This is a genomic window from Murinocardiopsis flavida, from assembly GCF_003014485.1.
Lineage (GTDB): Bacteria > Actinomycetota > Actinomycetes > Streptosporangiales > Streptosporangiaceae > Murinocardiopsis > Murinocardiopsis flavida.
On the sequence record NZ_PYGA01000032.1, the window covers coordinates 51,851 to 67,589 of the forward strand.

The following is a 15,739-nucleotide window of genomic DNA, read 5'->3' on the forward strand; positions in this document are numbered from 1 at the left end:
GTGCGCCCCATCCCGCCCGTCGTTTTCGCTCGACACCCGGAGGACGCAGGGGGGCTCGGTCGATCGCACGCGGATCACTGGGCGTGCGGCAGGCGAAAGGGCAGTACTTGCTATTCAATCGGATCTCGCTACGTCTCGCCGTTGCGGCGGGAGCGGCGGCGGTCGTCGCCGGCGGCACCTTCGCGGTGAGCGCGTTCGCCGATAGCGACACAAAGAGCGACCAGGCCGCATCGGCGGCCGTCGGCGGCCAGGCCCCCCAGGCCGACACCTCGGAGACCCCGTTCTTCCCCAAGGCCGAGAAGGTCTCCAAGAAGGAGCTCGAGGACCAGCAGCAGCAGTCCAAGAAGAAGCGCAGCGAGGCGGCCGGCGCCGGATCCACCGACGCGTCCGGCAAGGTCGAGGCGAAGAAGAAGGAGAAGCCCAAGGAGGACTCGGACTCCGGCGGCGGCTCCTCCGGCGGCTCCGTTCCCAGCGGCAGCCCCAAGTCCATCGCCAAGGGCATGCTCGGCGACTACGGCTGGGGCGGCGACCAGTTCAACTGCCTCGAACCGCTGTGGGAGAAGGAGAGCAACTGGAACCCCAGCGCCAAGAACCCGAGTTCGGGCGCGTACGGGATCCCGCAGTCGCTGCCCGGTTCCAAGATGGCCAGCGCGGGCTCCGACTGGGAGTCCAACCCCGCCACGCAGATCAAGTGGGGGCTGGGCTACATCGAGGACCGCTACGGCTCGCCGTGCGGGGCGTGGGAGCACTCGCAGAGCAACGGCTGGTACTGAGCCGGTACTGAGAGCCGGTCCCGAGCGGTACCGGGCCGGTACCGACCGCGCCGCGGTACCGGCCGGAACAGGACGAACCGAAGGGCCCGCTGCCCGGCAGCGGGCCCTTCGCGTGCCGCGCCCCGCCCGGGGCGCGGGCCGCTCAGACCGAGTTGGTCATCTTCAGCACGTCGAGCGCCTCGTCCAACTGGGCCTCCGTGAGGGTGCCGTTGGCGAGGTGCCCGCGCTCGACGACCACCTGGCGGATCGTCTTGCGCTCGGCGAGCGCCTGCTTGGCGACCTTCGCGGCCTCCTCGTAGCCGATGTGGCGGTTCAGCGGCGTGACGATCGACGGGGAGGACTCGGCGTACTCGCGGCAGCGCTCCTCGTTCGCCTCGATGCCGGCCACACAGCGGTCGGCGAACACCCGCGACACGTTCGCGAGCAGCCGGATCGACTCCAGCACGTTGCGGGCGATCAGGGGGAGCTGCACGTTCAACTCGAAGTTGCCGCTCGACCCGCCGAACGCCACCGCTGCGTCGTTGCCGACGACCTGCGAGGACACCTGGAGCATCGCCTCGCACAGCACCGGGTTGACCTTGCCCGGCATGATCGACGACCCGGGTTGCAGGTCCGGCAGGTAGATCTCGGTGAGCCCGGTACGCGGCCCCGACCCCATCCAGCGGATGTCGTTGGCGATCTTGACGAAGCCCACCGCGATGGTCCGCAGCTGCCCGGACAGCTCCACCAGGCCGTCGCGGGCGCCCTGCGCCTCGAAGTGGTCGCGCGCCTCGGTCAGGGGCAGGCCGGTGGTCCGGGCGATCTCGGCGATGACCCGGCCGGCGAACCCCTCGGGGGTGTTGATGCCGGTGCCCACGGCGGTACCGCCCAAGGGCAGCTCCGCCACCCGCGGCAGTGCCGACTCCACGCGCTCCACCCCGTAGCGGACCTGCGCGGCGAAGCCGGCGAACTCCTGGCCCAGGGTGACGGGCGTGGCGTCCATGAGGTGCGTGCGCCCGCTCTTGACGACGGTCGCGAACTCGGCGGCCTTGGCGTCGAGCGCCGCGCTCAGGTGCCGCAGCGCGGGGACGAGGTCCTCGATGACGGCTGCGGTCGCCGCGATGTGGATCGACGAGGGGAACACGTCGTTGGACGACTGCGACGCGTTCACATGGTCGTTGGGGTGCACCGGCTCGCCGAGCGCGGCGCTCGCGAGAGTGGCGACGACCTCATTGGTGTTCATGTTGCTGGACGTGCCCGAACCGGTCTGGAAGACGTCGATCGGGAACTCGTCGTTCCACGCGCCCTCGGCGACCTCCAGCGCCGCCGCCCGGATCGCCGCGGCCTGCTCGGCCTTGATGACGCCCAGTTCGGCGTTGACGGTCGCCGCGGCGGCCTTGATGTGGCCGAGCGCCGCGATGTGCGAGTGCTCCAGGCCCTGGCCCGAAATGGGGAAGTTCTGCACCGCCCGCTGGGTCTGCGCCCGCCACTTGGCATCGGCGGGGACTTCGACCTCGCCCATCGAGTCGTGCTCGATGCGGTATCCACTCATCGTTGACTGACACCTCTCCAGGTCGGATCTCTGCCCCAAGATTGCCAGACGCCCCCGCCGGCCGCTCCGCCAGAGCACCCGTGCGGACCGCGCCCCCAGACCCCCGCGCCCCCGGACCCCCGGAGCGCCGGGCGCCGGGCGCCGGCCCGCCGTCCACAGGGCGCCGCGCCGCTTGCGACAGCACCGCCCCGGCTTGCGTACGCTCGTGTCCGTGAAGTCCTGGTTGAGAACCCGACCCCGCTGGGCCGCGCCCGCCGCGGTCCTCGCGTGCCTGGTGCTCGTCGCCGCGCTCGGTGTGACCGTGCTGCGCGCGGGCCCGGCCGCCGGGTTCCGCGTGAGCGAGGCCATGCTGGCCGTCCCCGAGAGCCCCGGCAGCGACACCACCATCGGCATCGACACCTCCTTCTTCCTGCCCGCCGCCGACGACGGCCCCATGCCGGCGGTGCTCATCGCGCACGGGTTCGGCGGCAACAAGGCCAAGACCGCACGCCAGGCCGAGGCGCTGGCCCAGGAGGGCTACGCGGTCCTCACCTGGTCGGCGCGCGGCTTCGGCGAGTCCAAGGGCCAGATCGCGCTCAACGACCCCGACCGCGAGGTCGCCGACGTCTCCCGGCTCATCGACTGGCTGGCCGAGCGCCCCGAGGTCGCCCAGGACCGCAAGGGCGACCCCCGCGTCGGCGTCACCGGCTCCTCCTACGGCGGGGCGGTCACCCTGCTCTCGGCCGGCTACGACGACCGCATCGACGCCATCGCCCCGCAGAACACCTACAACGACCTCGGCGACGCCTTCTTCCCCGAGGCCACCGGCGCCGGCGCCGCAAACGGCGTGTTCAAGCAGATGTGGACCAGCCTCATGTTCACCTGGGGCGGCTTCGGCGACTTCAGCGGGCTGGCCGAGCCCGGCGCGCAGGCGCCCGACGAAGAGGCCGGCGAGACACCGGAGCCGGGCGGTGAGCAGGGCGCCGAGAACGCCCCCGGCGAGCAACAGGGCTCCGACCAGGACCCCGCCGAGGGCGCGCCGCTCACCCCCTCGCAGCAGCAGCTCGCCGAGCTCGCCGACAAGCTCGGCGTCGACCCCGACGACCTCGCCGACGACCCCGACGCCCTCGGCAAGCGCATCCGCTGCGGCTTCTACCGCGAGGAGATCTGCGGGCTGTACGAGCGGGTCGCCGAGAACCAGGCGCCGACCGACGACATCGTCGAACTGCTGCACCGCAACAGCCCCGCGTCCGTCCTCGACCGCGTCAGCGCCCCCACCATGCTGGTCCACGGCAAGCGCGACTCCCTGTTCACCCTCGACCAGGCCGACGCCAACATCCGCGGCCTGCAACAGAACGACGTCCCCGTCGACGTCCTGTGGCTCGAGGGCGGGCACGACGGCGGCCAGTACGAGAGCGGCTACATCCGCGAACGCCTCACCTCCTGGTTCGACACCTGGCTCAAGGACGAACCGCCCGACGGCGAACCCGGGTTCACGGTGTCCCGGCCCGACGGCCCGCGCGGCAGCGCCGCGCGCAGCGACGAGGCGCCCGTCAAGGCCACCGCCGAGCGGTACACCGGCCTCACCGGCACCACGCAGCGCGACATCAAGCTCTCCGGCGGCCTGCAACCCGTCACCGCGCCGCCCGGCGGCTCGCCGGCGTCGGTGTCGTCCCTGCCCGGGCTGGGCCGGCTCACCGGCCTCGCCGAGCTCGACGGCGGCGGCTTCGCCGTCGACATGCCCGGCCAGTTGGCCACCTACGAGTCGGCCCCGCTCGCCGAGCCCACCCAGATCACCGGGTCGCCCACCGCCGAGGTCACCGTCGTGGGCGAGGGCGAGGCCGTGCTGTTCGCCAAGCTCTACGACGTCGACCGCAGCGGCCAGGCCACCCTGCCGCAGCAGCTGGTCGCCCCCCTGCGCATCGACGCCACCGACGCCGGCACCACCGCGAAGGTCGTCCTGCCGCCGATCGACTACCGGGTCGAGGAAGGCCACACCCTGCGCCTGGCCATCAGCACCAGCGACATGTCGTACGCCACCCCCGACGAAACCGCCACCTTCAACATCGCGCTGGCGGGCGACCAGGGCGTGGCGCTGCCGATGCGGCCCGAACTGGACGCTCCCGGCGGTGCGGTGCCCGAGTGGACGTGGGGGCTGCCGCTCGCCTCGGTCATCGTCGCCGCCGCGCTGCTGCTGGTGGGGCGGCCCCGGGCCGGGCGCGGCGACCCGGCGCCGTCGCCGGGCGGCGACCCGGAGTCCGACCCCCCGCCCCTGCGCATCGACGGCCTCACCAAGCGCTACCCCAACGGCCACCTCGCAGTCGACGACCTCGCGTTCGAGGTGCGGCACGGCCAGGTCCTCGGCCTGCTCGGCCCCAACGGCGCCGGGAAGACCACCACGCTGCGCATGCTCATGGGCCTCGTCCGGCCCGATTCCGGCCAGATCCGCATCTTCGGCCGCCGCGTGGTCCCCGGCACCCCGGCGCTGGCGCGGCTCGGCTCCTTCGTCGAGGGCCCCGGCGCGCTGCCGCACCTCTCGGGCCGCGCGAACCTCGACCTCTACTGGCAGGCCACCGGCCGCCCCGCGGCCGAGGCCCGCATCGACGACGCCGTGCGCATCGCCGACCTCGGCGCGGCGCTCGACCGCCCGGTGCGCACCTACTCGCAGGGCATGCGCCAGCGCCTCGCCATCGCCCAGGCGATGCTGGGCCTGCCCGACCTCCTCGTCCTGGACGAACCCACCAACGGCCTCGACCCGCCGCAGATCCGCGCCATGCGCGACGTCCTGGTGGCCTACGCCGCCGAGGGGCGCACCGTCGTGGTCTCCAGCCACCTGCTCGCCGAGGTCGAGCAGACCTGCACGCACGTCGTTGTCATGGACCGCGGCCGCAAGGTCGCCGAGGGGCGGGTCGGCGAGCTCGTCGGCGACGGTTCGGCCGTGCTCATCGGCACCCCCGACCCCGAGGCCACCGCCGAGCTCGCCGCGGGCATCGACGGCGTCGCCGCCGCGGTGGCCGACACCGACGGCGTGCGGGTGCAGCTCGACGGCCTCGGCAGCGGCGCCCTCGTCGCCCAACTCGTCGGCCTCGGCGTCCAGGTCGACCGCGCGGTGCCGCTGCGCCGCCTTGAGGACGCCTTCCTGTCGCTCATCGGCGGCGGAGCGGAAAGGGATCCAGCATGAGCGCCTCCGGCACCGGCCCGTCCGAGGCCCCGCCCGCGGCGGGCTACCGCCCCCGGCGCACCCTGCCGTTCACCGTCGAGCTCACGCGCCAGCTCAAGCGCCGCCGCACCCTGCTCGCATTCGCGTTCCTGCTGCTCATGCCGTGGGTCCTGGTGCTGGCGTTCACCATCGACACCGGCGGCTCGGGCCCCGGCCCGGGCGGGCCCGGCCTGGTCGACCTCGCCACCCTCGGCGGCGTCAACTTCGCCGCGTTCACCATGTTCGTGTCCACCGGCTTCCTCCTGGTGGTCGTGGTGGCGCTGTTCTGCGGCGACACCGTCGCGAGCGAGGCCGGCTGGTCGAGCCTGCGCTACCTGCTCGCCGCACCGGTCCCGCGGATGCGGCTGCTGCGCCAGAAACTCGCGGTGGCCCTCGCCCTGAGCGCGGCCGCCGTCGTCGCGCTGCCGGTCATGGCGCTGCTCGCGGGCAGTGTCGCCTACGGCTGGCACCCCCTGGTGCTGCCCGCCGGCGGGCCCCCGCTGACCATGGCCGACTCCGTGGGCAGGCTCGCCGTCATCGTCGGCTACACCCTGGTCAGCCTGCTCGTGGTGGCGGGCACCGCGTTCGCGCTGACCGTCGCCACCGACTCCCCGCTCGGCGCGGTCGGCGGCGCGGTCGGCCTGATCATCGTCTCCAACATCCTCGAGGCGGTCGAGACCCTGGGCGCCATCCGGGAGTTCCTGCCCGCCTACTGGTCCATGGCCTGGACCGACGTCCTGATCTACACCACGCCCTACGAGGGGATGGTCAAGGGTGCCGCGGTGTCGTTCTCCTACGGCGTGGTCCTCACCGCGTGGGCGTTCCGCTACTTCCGCGCCAAGGACGTCCTGTCCTGACCGCCGCGCGGGTCGAACCGCCCCGCGAGCACGATGACGGCCGCCATCAGCACCATCGGCGCGGCGAACGCCGCGCGGAGGTCCAGCGCCTCGGCGATCGTGCCGATCAGCACGGCGCCGAGCACGAAACCCACGTAGTTGAACACGTTCACGCGCGCCACCGCGGCGTCGGGGTCGGCGGGGTGGATCCGCCCGGCCGCCGAGAAGCTCGCGGGGATCACCACCGAGGCGCCGAGCCCGGTCGCGGCGAAACCCGCCAGCGCCACCCACGGGTGCCCGGCCGCGACCACGGCGAGCAGGCCGGCCGCCCCCAGCGCGGCCCCCGCGCGCACCACGGCCGGCGCGCCGAACGCCCTGATCGCGAAGTCGCCCCCGGCGCGCCCCAGCAGGGTGGTGGCCTGGTAGCAGCCGTAGGCCAGCGGGGCGAGCGCCGGGGCGGCGAGCACCCAGTCGAGGTAGCCGGCGCTCCACGTCGACACCGCGGATTCGGCGACGTACACGAACGCCAGCGCGACCCCCACCAGTGCGATGGGCCGCCACGGCAGCCGCACCGCGCCCCGCTCGGCGGCGGCCGCGGCGCCGCCGGTGCGCAGCAGCGACGGCCCGGCCGCGGCCGACACCGCCACCGCGCAGGCCGCGACCACCGCGAACGCCGCGGCGAGGGGGATCTGGCGGTCCGGCACCGCGGTGAACGCCGCCCAGAGCGACCCGAGGATCGCGCCGGCGCTCCACACCGCGTGGAAGCCGGTGAGCATGCTCCGGCCGCGGCGCCGCTCGACCTCCACGGCCTGCATGTTCATGGTGGCGTCGACCGCGCCGAGGCACAGGCCCACCAGGAGGTTCAGGTGTACAGGGTGACCAGGTCCGGGGCGAGGCCGACGCCGACGATCGCCGCGGCGAGCAGCGGTTGCGCGGTCCGCAGGACCGCGGCGCTGCCGAACCGCGCCGCCAGGCGTCCGGCGAGCACACTGCCGACCCCGGCGACGACCGGCACCAGCGCCATGAGGGCGGTCAGCGCCGCCTCGCTCAGCCCGAACCGGGCCTGGAGCGCCGGGATCCGGGTGACCAGGGTGGCGAAGAGCAGCCCGGTGGTGAAGAACACGCCGTACCCGGCGAGCCGCGCCCGCAGGTCCACTCGCAACCGCCACCTCCCGCCGGCCGGGGTGCCGCTCGGCGGCGGTGCCGACCGCCGCCGGAACGTGAAACCGGTTCACGTAACCTAAGCCGCCGGTGCCGCCGGACACCAGGCCGTGTCCCGTTGCGGCCACGCGCGCCGCCGCGCCGGGCACCGGCCTCGGGCGGCGCGGCGGTCAGGTCTCGATCTCGCCGCGCCTGGGGCGCCGCCGCAGCCACGTCCAGCGCCGCCGCGGCGCGGTCACCCGCAGCGAACCGAGGATCGTGAACCCCTCGATCTCCAGCACGGGCGGATCGGGCAGCTGCGGCTTGCGCACCGTGGTGATCCGGCGGCCGAAGAACGACCAGCCGCGCACCCGCACCTCCATGCCCTCGGGTACGTGCACCCGGACCCGCCCGAACAGCATCGACGCTGTCAGCCGCACGTGGTTGCGGACCAGCAGCGCATCGCGCAGGTCGATCTCGGCGGTCCCGAACAGGGCGAAGGCGGCCTCCTCGCCGCGCATGACGAAGCGCCCGCTGCGGGTCTCGTTGCGGAACAGCGCGGCGACCGGCGCGGTGTCGAGCCGGATGGGCCGGGCGTCGTCGGCCACCAGGTCGGTGGTGACCGCCGCGAGCTCGCCGAGTGTGCGCGCCTTCAGGACCCGCTCGGCGCGCTCGTTGAACTCGTCGAGGTCCAGCCGGCCGTCCTCCGCAGCGCCGCGCAGCACGCCGACGACGCGTTCGCGGTCGGCGTTCGATGCGCGGAGGCGGTCGGGAGGCAGGGGCACGCGTCCAACCTAGACGACGCCCGCAGTGCGCGCCGTTCTCGCCCGGCCGCCCGGGCCGGGGCGCGAAAACCTCTCGCGCGACGTCGTAGGGGCGCTCTAGCGTGAACCGCATGACCTCGTCTCCACCCGGCCCGCCGGCCGGATCCGCCGCCCCGGCGATCTCGCTGCGCGGTGTCGTGAAGCGGTACGGCGCCCTGACCGCAGTCGACGGGCTCGACCTCGACGTCCCCGCCGGCATCGTGCTCGGCCTGCTGGGGCCCAACGGCGCGGGCAAGTCCACCACGATGCGCATGCTCACCGCGCAGAGCAGGGCCGACAGCGGTGAGATCAGCATCCTCGGCCACGCCGTCCCGCGCGCGTCCAAGCGCGCCAGAGCCCTCATGGGGGTCGTCCAGCAGCACGACAACCTCGACGAGGAACTCACCGTCCGGGAGAATCTGGCGGTGTTCGCCCACCTGTACCGGGTGCCGCGCGCCGAGCGGCCCGCCGCCGTCGAGCGCGGCCTGCGCATGGCGCAGCTCACCGACCGCGCCGACACCCGCACCGACAAGCTGTCCGGCGGCATGCGGCGCCGGCTGCTCATCGCCCGCGGCCTGGTCCACGACCCCAGGGTGGTGCTGCTCGACGAGCCCACGGTCGGGCTCGACCCGCAGATCCGGCAGCAGCTGTGGGGCCTCATCAACGAGCTCCGCGGCGGCGGCGCGACCGTCCTCATGTCGACGCACTACATCGAGGAGGCCGAGCGGCTCTCCGACGAGGTCGCGCTCATGGCGAAGGGGCGGATCGTGGCGCGCGGCGCCCCGGCCGACCTCATCGCCGAGCACGCCGGCAAGTCCGTCGAGGAGTTCCTGCCCTCCGGCGCCGAGGAGATGGCGGCGATGGAGGCCGCCGTGCACGCCGGCGGGCTGCCGACCCGGCGCACCGGCAGCACCCTGTCGGTGCTCAGGGCCGAGGAGCTGCCCGAGAGCGTCCGGGCCGACCTCGGCCAGGGCAACCGGCGCGCCAGCAACCTTGAGGACGTGTTCGTGACACTGACCGGGGAGCGTGTGGAATGACGGAGCAGGCGAGCGGTGCCACCGCGGCGCGGACCGCGAGGTCGGCCCCCGGGCGATTCGAGGTGGCGCCCGTCCTCGGGGTGCTGGCCCGCGAATGGGCGCTGTACCGGCGCAGTTGGGGGCCGACGACGTTCGCGGCGATCGTCGAACCCGTCATCTTCCTGCTGGCGTTCGGGTTCGGGCTGGGGTCCATCGTCGGCGCCATCGGCGGCTACGACTACATCGAGTTCATCGCCACCGGCATCGTCGCCATGTCGGTGCTGTTCACATCGATGTTCCCGGGACTCATCGACACCTATGTGCGGCGGGTGTTCCAGCACACCTACGAGGGGATGCTCGCGGCACCGGTCGACGTGCGCGAACTCGTCACCGCCGAGGCGTTCTGGATCGCGCTGAAAGCAGGGGTGTACGGCTGCGCCCCGCTGGGGGTCGCGATGCTGTTCGGGCTGCCGCCCGCGCCGACCATGCTGTTCGTGCCGTTCATCGCGTTCATCACCGGGTTCGGGTTCGCGCTGCTCGGCATCTGGATGTCGGCGGTGGTGCCGTCCATCAAGACGATGGACTACATCATCAGCGGGGTCATCACCCCGCTCTTCCTGATCGCGGGGACCTTCTTCCCGCTCGACAACCTGCCCCCGCTGGTGCAGACCTTCGCGGCCGTGAACCCGCTGTACCACACCGTGGAGCTCGTGCGCGACGCCGCGTTCGGCATGGACCCGCTCGCCGACCTCGGCCACGTCGCGGTGATCCTGGTCTTCATCGTCGTCGCCTGGTGCCTGGCGGTGTTCCAGATGCGCCGCAGGCTCATCGACTAGACGCGGCCGCTCGTCGGCCGGGTGCGCCGCAGGCGCGGTGACCGGCGGCGGCCGCAGGCTCATCGACCGAAAAAGGCGGGGCCCGGGGTGCCCCACGGCACCCCGGGCCCCGCCCGCGGTTTCGTCAGGAGTTGCTGGGCGCCCAGCGGCCGATGGTCGAGATGTTGCCGCCGTCGTCGTAGCTGAACGAGCCGCCGAGCGCGCCCCACTGCTCGGCCCCCGACTCCCCGGCGTCCTCGGCGATCGCGCGGAGGTCCATGTAGAGGCCGATGTTGGAGTCCTCCAACCCCTCCATCGTGGACTGGAACACGGGGTCGGTGCCGAGCTTGCCGGTGCCGGTGCTGCCCGAGGACACGACCGCGGTGCCGTTCTCGTCGCTCACACCGGGCGGGGTGCCGTAGCCGCCCCCGCTCGCCTCGCCGACGAGGTTCTCCAGGACGCCGACGTCGCCGCCGGTGGCCCGGTACTCGAAGGAGACGTCGCCGGTGCCGGAGTCGCCGAAGAAGCCGAGGCTGCTCGCCGAACCGGTGACGCCGAACGCGGTCTGCGAGCCGAGCAGGTCGGTGAACCCCTTCGGCAGGCGCACGCCGAGGCTGTTCATGCCCTCCTCGAAGTCGGCGAAGTCGGAGCTCTGCCGGATCTCCGCCTCGTTCTGCTTCCAGGCCTGCTGGGCGAGCTTGTCGACGCCGCCCCCGCCGATGGCGATGATCGTGTCGTCGGGCAGGTTGCCGAGGGCGTCGATGCCGGCCTCGGGGGCGTCGAGGTCCTTCGTGGAGATGCCGTCGACGCTGAAGTCGAACAGGTCGGCGCGCGCCTCCAGGTAGTCGGCCTCGATCCGCAGGCCCATGGCCATGCGGCCGGACAGCTCGGGATCCTCGCCCGGCGACCCCGATTCGAAGGGGTCGCTGCTGTACGGGTCGCCGCCGGTCGTGGACCCGGTGTCGAGCTCGGCGCCGGCGTCGGAGGCGGCCTTGATGTCCGCCCACGCGGTGGCGAGGTTGCCGCCGCCGATCGCCGCGATGTCGTCGACGTACTTCTGGTTGCCGTCGAGCGTGCCCTCGGACCCGGTCTTCGCGGCGAGGTCGCGCAGCATCCCGTCGCTCTCGGCGAGCAGGGCGAAGCCGTCGCGCAGCTCGTAGGCGAAGTCGTCCTCCTCGCTCTGCATCTTGTCGAGCGCCGGGCGCGCGGCGTCCTCGTCGGTGACCGCGACGGCGAGCGCCACGGCGGGCTCGCCCTCGTCCGACTCCTCGGACTCCCACGCGGCCGCGCCGACGCGCTTGCCCAGCCACGGCTGGACCTCGGTGTCGTAGTCGAGGTAGTCGAACTCGTCCTCGACGAACGGCTTGAGGGGGTCCTCGCCGTCCTCGTCGAGTTCGTCGCGCAGGACGTCGGGCAGCTTCTGCACGAACTGGGCGTAGTTCGCGATCTGCCCGCCGTCGGGCTTGAAGTCGAGCTCGAAGTAGGCGAACGACGAGGACGGGAGCACAGTGTCGGGGCTGGGGCCGCCGAACAGGTCGTCGACGACGCCGTCGGAGGCCCACACCGTGGTGGCCAGCACCGCCACGGCGGCGACCGCTGCGACCGGGATCATCCAGATCGGACCGCGCCCGCGCGGCGGCTGCTGTTGGTAGTACGCCGCCTGCTGCTGCGGAGCCGGGGCGCCCTGCGGGTGCCACGGCTGCTGCTGGTGCGCGGGGTCGGGGTAAGACATCGAATCCTCCGGGGGACAGTGATCCGGTTAAAAGGTACCAATGCCTATTTGTCGAAAATCCCCAGCGTGATCGGGGGTGCGCGGCGCGCGGCCGCCCGCGCGTCAGCCGGCCGAGGCGAAGTCGATCCCGCTGTAGGTGGCCAGCTTGGTCAGCCGGTGATCGCTCGCCACCTTGCGGATGGTGCCGCTGCGACCGCGCATGACCAGGGAGTCCGTGCTCGCGCCGCCGCCTTCGTAGCGTACGCCGCTCATCAGTTCGCCGTCGGTGATGCCGGTCGCGGCGAAGAACACGTCCTCAGAGGACACCAGGTCATCGGTGTGCAGCACCCGGGACAGGTCGTGCCCCGCGTCGAGCGCACCGCGCCGCTCCGCGTCGTCGTGCGGCCACAACCGGCCCTGGATCGTGCCGCCGAGGCACTTCACGGCGCACGCCGTGATGATGCCCTCGGGGGTGCCCCCGATGCCGAGCAGCAGGTCGACCCCTGTCCCCGACCGCGCGGCCATGATGGCGCCGGCGACGTCGCCATCGGTGATGAACTTGATGCGGGCGCCGGTGGCCCGGATCTCGCGGACGAGGCCCTCGTGGCGGGGGCGGTCGAGCACCACGACGGTGACGTCCTGCGGGGCGCCGCCCTTCGCGGCGGCGACCGCGCGGATGTTGTCGGCGACCGGGGCGTCGATGTCGACGGAGCCGGCCGCCGCCGGGCCCGCGACCAGCTTCTCCATGTAGAAGACCGCCGAAGGGTCGAACATGGACCCGCGCGGGCTCACGGCGATCACCGCGATCGCGTTGGGCATCCCGTTGGCGGCGAGGGTGGTGCCGTCGATCGGGTCGACCGCGACGTCGCATTCGGGGCCCGCGCCCGAGCCGACCCGCTCGCCGTTGAACAGCATCGGGGCGTTGTCCTTCTCGCCCTCACCGATGACCACCGTCCCGTTCATCGCCACGCTGCTGATGAGGTGCCGCATCCCCTTCACGGCGACCCCGTCGGCCCCGATCTTGTCGCCGCGGCCCACCCAGCGCGCCGCCGCGAGCGCGGCCGCCTCGGTGACCCGCACCAGCTCCAGTGCGAGGTTGCGGTCGGGCACGTCGTGGGTGGTCGGTGCGGGCGAACCGGAATCGGTCATGGCGGTGCCTTTCGGGAGTGCGGCCGGGGGTCCGGCGCTGCGGCCTGCGGCTGCGTCCAGGGTAGAGGGCTGGCGTAACCTCGACCCGGAGGGCCGTGCCCTCGACCGCAGCCGATGACGATGGGGTTGACCGTGGAGAACGTTGGCAGGCCGGCGCGGAGCTCACCCCGGGGGGCCGCCACGCGCAGCGCGCTGCTGCGCGCCGCGGCACAGGTGTTCCGCACGGTCGGGTTCGCCAAGGCCGGCGTCAACGAGGTCGTCACCGAGGCCGGTGCCAGCGTCGGCAGCCTCTACCACCACTTCAGCGGCAAGGCCGACCTCTTCTACGCGCTGTACGAGGAGTTCCAGCAGCGCCAGCAGGACCGCACGCGGCGCGCCGCCGTCGAGGCGCGCGACGCCGGCGAGACCGACCCCACCCGGCTGATGAACGCCGCCGCCCGCGCCTACCTCGAAGGCTGCATCGCCGAACGCGAGACGGCATGGCTGTTCTTCCGCGGCGACAGCCCGCCCGGGTTCGAGTCGGCGCTGCGCGCCCGGCTGCGCGAATGGACCGACCGGAACGTCGCACTGTTCCGCAGGGCGGCGCAGCCCGTCGACGACGCCCTGCTCATGGTGGTGAGCGGCGCCATGCTCGTGGCGGTCGGCGAGGTCGTGGCGCGCGACGACCTCGCCGACGCCCGCCGGCTCGCCGACGGCGTCATCGCGGTCCTGGCCCGGCTGGAGGCCCCCGCGGTCACCGGACCCGGTGCGGCCGGCTGAAAACCCTGCGGCACGCTGGAGGGATCATGAGCAGCTACAACCGCGCCAACGCGACGTTCGGCGCCTACGCCGCAGCACTGGGCCTCCTCGTGGTGATCATGGGGGCCATGGTCCTCGTTGTGAACGCCAGGAAGCAGGAGAACATCCCCAGCGTCGACTACGGCCCGGACGCCGCGGCCGTGCGCGCAGCGGCGCCGTTCCCCGTGCCCGTGCCCGAAGGGCTGCCCGAGGGGTGGACCCCGACCATCTCCGAAGTCGGCTCCGGGGGCGAGGGCGCCCCGGTGGCCTGGACCCTGGGGTTCGCGACCCCCGACGACCGGCACGCGCGGCTGAACGTCAGCGGCGCCGACCCGGCGGAGGTCCTCGCGGAGCACATCGGCGCGGGCGAGCCCGAGGGCGCCGTGCGCGTGCGGGGGGAGGAGTGGGACCGCTATTCCCTCGGCAAGGGCCGGTACGCAATGGCGCATGCGGGCGACGAGGTCACCACCGTGGTTTCGGGCAGCACCGACTACGCCGAACTGGGCGTCCTCGCGAAATCGCTGAAACCGCGCAATTAACACGAAAAAGGACGCATTTCGCCGGGTGGCATTCCTCACCCGTCCCACGACCGACCCTTAACGTTGCCTTATACGAAAAGGCGCCCGCATTTCGCATTGCCCCAGTTCAAGGGGTATGGAGATGCAGGCGCCAATTTGACGTCAACACTACGTCAACATGCCGCACCGAACGCCGTATCAATGGCGGACCGCGCCGAGTCATCCGAGGACGGGTAGAGCTTCCCATAGATGTTCATCGTGGTTGTAATGGAACTATGACCCAGCCAGGCTTGCAGCTTCCTAGGGTTCTCATTCTTGTCGATCATGACAGCAGCGAACGTATGACGCAGGGCATGCGGGTTGCTCTCTTCGACCCCCGCAGCCGTACATGCGCTATCGAAGCGTCGCCGGAACCACTGATCAGTCTGTACGCCCCCTTCTGGCGCCGGAAACAGAAGGTGCACCTTCGCAGGTTTCGCCTTGCGCACCGGGACAACGCACACTTCCCCGCCCCCAGAGCCCCGGTATTCACGCAGCAAATCGACAACCAATGGCGAGAGAGGCACCGACCGGCGAGCGGATTTGGTCTTGGGTGCGCAGAGCTCCCGGCGCTGTGCCTGCCGAGTCACCCGCAAAACCCCGCCATCAAGGTCAACGCATTCCCAGGTCAGCCCGCGCAGCTCCCCGGCCCGTAGCCCGGTCATCGCACCGAGGAGCACCATCATCCGCACCAGCGGTTGGACATGGAGCACAGCAGCGATGTCCCACACCTGTGTCGGAGTCAACGGCACGACCGGAGAGTCCGGCATCTCAGGCAGGAGGATCCGGGTGCACGGTGTACGCGGGATCAGCCCCTGGTCCACCGCCGCCTGAAAGATAGAGGTGACCATGGAATAGGTGAGATGTACCGACCGGACCGCACGCGTCTTCGACCAGCGATCCACCACAGCCTGAATGTCCCCCTTCCTCACCGCGCGCACCTGTGCATCACCGAAGGCGGGCAGGATATGCACATGGAGCAGGCTTCGATAGACATCGACCGTCGAGGGACGCCGCACAGCTTCCACCGTCGAAAACCACTGCTCAGCCACTTGGCGAACGGTTTCAGTCGATCGGAAATCCTCAAGAATCCCCTCATTCTTCTGTGAGCGGACTTTATCCCGAAAATTCTTCGCATCCGTCCATCTATCCCAAGTTTTAGATGTCTGGAACCCGGACGCGTCACGGTACGGGACCTTGTACGCGATCACGTCCTTGCCCGCTTTTCTCGATTCGCGAGCGCGGCGCACCTTGCGCACACCATTGCGCATCGTGCCGACTTCCCACTTTTCACTATCGTTTGCCACGTCTACACTCCCTAGGTGAACGGATCAGTCCTACTCATTTTAATAAGGAACCCGCTGATTATCGAACCGCTACCGGTTATCGGAAAGCCGAATCTTTGTCGCCACCCAGCCCTTAATGTCGACCGGGGAGAACCGCAGATGCCCAC

14 protein-coding genes are annotated in these 15,739 nt (G+C 71.8%); 7 read left to right on the forward strand and 7 right to left on the reverse strand.

Annotated features, from left to right (window positions below; translation table 11 throughout):
- The first annotated feature begins 107 nt into the window (after positions 1 to 107).
- The gene (locus CLV63_RS29960) at positions 108 to 773 is read left to right on the forward strand and encodes an aggregation-promoting factor C-terminal-like domain-containing protein (protein WP_106586618.1); all 666 of its coding nucleotides are present in this window, start codon (positions 108 to 110) and stop codon (positions 771 to 773) included.
- Between the two features lie 142 nt (positions 774 to 915).
- Here the strand turns inward: CLV63_RS29960 and CLV63_RS29965 are convergent, their stop codons facing one another.
- Positions 916 to 2,304: a class II fumarate hydratase gene (locus CLV63_RS29965; RefSeq protein ID WP_106586606.1), complete on the reverse strand. Its 1,389-nt coding sequence runs from the start codon at positions 2,302 to 2,304 to the stop codon at positions 916 to 918.
- Positions 2,305 to 2,527: 223 nt separating this feature from the next.
- Between CLV63_RS29965 and CLV63_RS29970 the strand changes: the two genes are divergently transcribed.
- Together CLV63_RS29970 and CLV63_RS29975 are read left to right on the forward strand one after the other, a co-directional pair.
- Complete coding sequence (locus tag CLV63_RS29970; RefSeq protein ID WP_211301550.1) at positions 2,528 to 5,464, forward strand: alpha/beta fold hydrolase; 2,937 nt, start codon at positions 2,528 to 2,530, stop codon at positions 5,462 to 5,464.
- Entirely contained in the window at positions 5,461 to 6,339 is an 879-nt protein-coding gene (locus tag CLV63_RS29975) for an ABC transporter permease (RefSeq protein ID WP_106586607.1), read from the forward strand. The genes CLV63_RS29970 and CLV63_RS29975 overlap by 4 nt, the downstream gene beginning before the upstream one ends.
- Here the strand turns inward: CLV63_RS29975 and CLV63_RS29980 are convergent.
- The 3 genes from CLV63_RS29980 to CLV63_RS29990 form a co-directional block, all read right to left on the reverse strand.
- Positions 6,309 to 7,172: an MFS transporter gene (locus CLV63_RS29980; protein ID WP_106586608.1), complete on the reverse strand. Its 864-nt coding sequence runs from the start codon at positions 7,170 to 7,172 to the stop codon at positions 6,309 to 6,311. The two genes, CLV63_RS29975 and CLV63_RS29980, sit on opposite strands and share 31 nt — an antisense overlap.
- A gap of 8 nt (positions 7,173 to 7,180) precedes the next feature.
- A complete protein-coding gene (locus CLV63_RS29985) occupies positions 7,181 to 7,474 on the reverse strand; it encodes a hypothetical protein (protein WP_106586609.1) in 294 nt (97 codons plus the stop codon).
- A gap of 175 nt (positions 7,475 to 7,649) precedes the next feature.
- Complete coding sequence (locus CLV63_RS29990; RefSeq protein ID WP_394339818.1) at positions 7,650 to 8,243, reverse strand: DUF1707 SHOCT-like domain-containing protein; 594 nt, start codon at positions 8,241 to 8,243, stop codon at positions 7,650 to 7,652.
- Between the two features lie 110 nt (positions 8,244 to 8,353).
- On the opposite strand from CLV63_RS29990, the gene CLV63_RS29995 reads away from it, so the two are divergent.
- Both CLV63_RS29995 and CLV63_RS30000 read left to right on the forward strand, forming a co-directional pair.
- Positions 8,354 to 9,298 (forward strand): ABC transporter ATP-binding protein, encoded by a 945-nt coding sequence (locus CLV63_RS29995; RefSeq protein ID WP_106586610.1) that lies wholly within the window; start codon positions 8,354 to 8,356, stop codon positions 9,296 to 9,298.
- Complete coding sequence (locus CLV63_RS30000) at positions 9,295 to 10,113, forward strand: ABC transporter permease (protein WP_106586611.1); 819 nt, start codon at positions 9,295 to 9,297, stop codon at positions 10,111 to 10,113. The genes CLV63_RS29995 and CLV63_RS30000 overlap by 4 nt, the downstream gene beginning before the upstream one ends.
- A gap of 124 nt (positions 10,114 to 10,237) precedes the next feature.
- On the opposite strand, the gene CLV63_RS30005 is transcribed toward CLV63_RS30000, so the two are convergent.
- Both CLV63_RS30005 and glpX read right to left on the reverse strand, forming a co-directional pair.
- Positions 10,238 to 11,824, reverse strand: a complete 1,587-nt coding sequence (locus tag CLV63_RS30005; protein WP_106586612.1) for a DUF3352 domain-containing protein — start codon at positions 11,822 to 11,824, stop codon at positions 10,238 to 10,240.
- Positions 11,825 to 11,926: 102 nt separating this feature from the next.
- Entirely contained in the window at positions 11,927 to 12,952 is a 1,026-nt protein-coding gene (glpX, locus tag CLV63_RS30010) for a class II fructose-bisphosphatase (protein WP_106586613.1), read from the reverse strand.
- Positions 12,953 to 13,066: 114 nt separating this feature from the next.
- On the opposite strand from glpX, the gene CLV63_RS30015 reads away from it, so the two are divergent.
- Both CLV63_RS30015 and CLV63_RS30020 read left to right on the forward strand, forming a co-directional pair.
- Positions 13,067 to 13,711, forward strand: a complete 645-nt coding sequence (locus CLV63_RS30015) for a TetR/AcrR family transcriptional regulator (RefSeq protein WP_394339819.1) — start codon at positions 13,067 to 13,069, stop codon at positions 13,709 to 13,711.
- 26 nt (positions 13,712 to 13,737) lie between these two features.
- Positions 13,738 to 14,268 (forward strand): DUF4245 domain-containing protein, encoded by a 531-nt coding sequence (locus tag CLV63_RS30020; RefSeq protein WP_106586614.1) that lies wholly within the window; start codon positions 13,738 to 13,740, stop codon positions 14,266 to 14,268.
- 152 nt (positions 14,269 to 14,420) lie between these two features.
- On the opposite strand, the gene CLV63_RS30025 is transcribed toward CLV63_RS30020, so the two are convergent.
- Complete coding sequence (locus CLV63_RS30025) at positions 14,421 to 15,593, reverse strand: tyrosine-type recombinase/integrase (protein ID WP_146165708.1); 1,173 nt, start codon at positions 15,591 to 15,593, stop codon at positions 14,421 to 14,423.
- Between the last annotated feature and the right edge of the window lie 146 nt (positions 15,594 to 15,739).

Coding starts and splice junctions, on each gene's coding strand:
- CLV63_RS29965 (WP_106586606.1), bottom strand. CDS start 2,304: ATGAGTGGATACCGCATCGAGCACGACTCGATGGGCGAGGTCGAAGTC.
- CLV63_RS29975 (WP_106586607.1), top strand. CDS start 5,461: ATGAGCGCCTCCGGCACCGGCCCGTCCGAGGCCCCGCCCGCGGCGGGC.
- CLV63_RS29995 (WP_106586610.1), top strand. CDS start 8,354: ATGACCTCGTCTCCACCCGGCCCGCCGGCCGGATCCGCCGCCCCGGCG.
- CLV63_RS30000 (WP_106586611.1), top strand. CDS start 9,295: ATGACGGAGCAGGCGAGCGGTGCCACCGCGGCGCGGACCGCGAGGTCG.
- CLV63_RS30005 (WP_106586612.1), bottom strand. CDS start 11,824: ATGTCTTACCCCGACCCCGCGCACCAGCAGCAGCCGTGGCACCCGCAG.
- glpX (WP_106586613.1), bottom strand. CDS start 12,952: ATGACCGATTCCGGTTCGCCCGCACCGACCACCCACGACGTGCCCGAC.
- CLV63_RS30015 (WP_394339819.1), top strand. CDS start 13,067: ATGACGATGGGGTTGACCGTGGAGAACGTTGGCAGGCCGGCGCGGAGC.
- CLV63_RS30020 (WP_106586614.1), top strand. CDS start 13,738: ATGAGCAGCTACAACCGCGCCAACGCGACGTTCGGCGCCTACGCCGCA.